This window comes from Streptomyces milbemycinicus, from assembly GCF_002154605.1.
Taxonomy (GTDB): Bacteria; Actinomycetota; Actinomycetes; order Streptomycetales; family Streptomycetaceae; genus Streptomyces; species Streptomyces milbemycinicus.
Map to the genome: position 1 here is coordinate 1 of NZ_MUNE01001310.1, position 509 is coordinate 509.

The 509-nt window shown below is 65.2% G+C and carries 1 pseudogene; it reads right to left on the minus strand.

The annotated features are described in order from the left end of the window. Window positions 1-509, minus strand: a pseudogene (locus tag CCN51_RS52795) (carbohydrate ABC transporter substrate-binding protein); the annotation flags it as partial.

Below are 509 nucleotides of genomic sequence, written 5' to 3' on the forward strand. Positions count from 1 at the left end.
CGCCGCCGAACCAGGCGGGGCCGGGCATGAGCAGGACCTTGTCGGCCTTGTTCTTGCCGAAGTCGGTGCTGAAGACCCCACTGATGGACATGGACTTGTTCTTGATCAGCACGTCCATGAGCCTGGCCATCTTGGTGCAGGCCACGCTGGTGGTGTTCACCGAAACCGATTTCGGGCCGGTGATGTGGTTGGCGCCGCACTTGCTCGCCCACAGGTAGATCTCGGGGGCGAAGGAGTCGCCCGCGTCACCCACGAGGTAGCCGGGGTGCTCCTTGGCCACCTTCCTGCCGAGCTGCTCGTACTCCTCCCAAGTCGTCGGAACCTGGTAGCCGAACTTCTTCAGCAGCGGCGCGTTGTACCACAGCACCGCCTGGGAGAGGTCATTGCGCAGGCAATAGACGGTGCCGCCCACCGTGCAGACGTCGTTGGCGCCCTCGGCGAACCGCTCCAGGGTCGAGGAAGGGATCAGGCCCTTGTTGAGCGGCGCCGCGAAGCCCGCGTCGACTGCC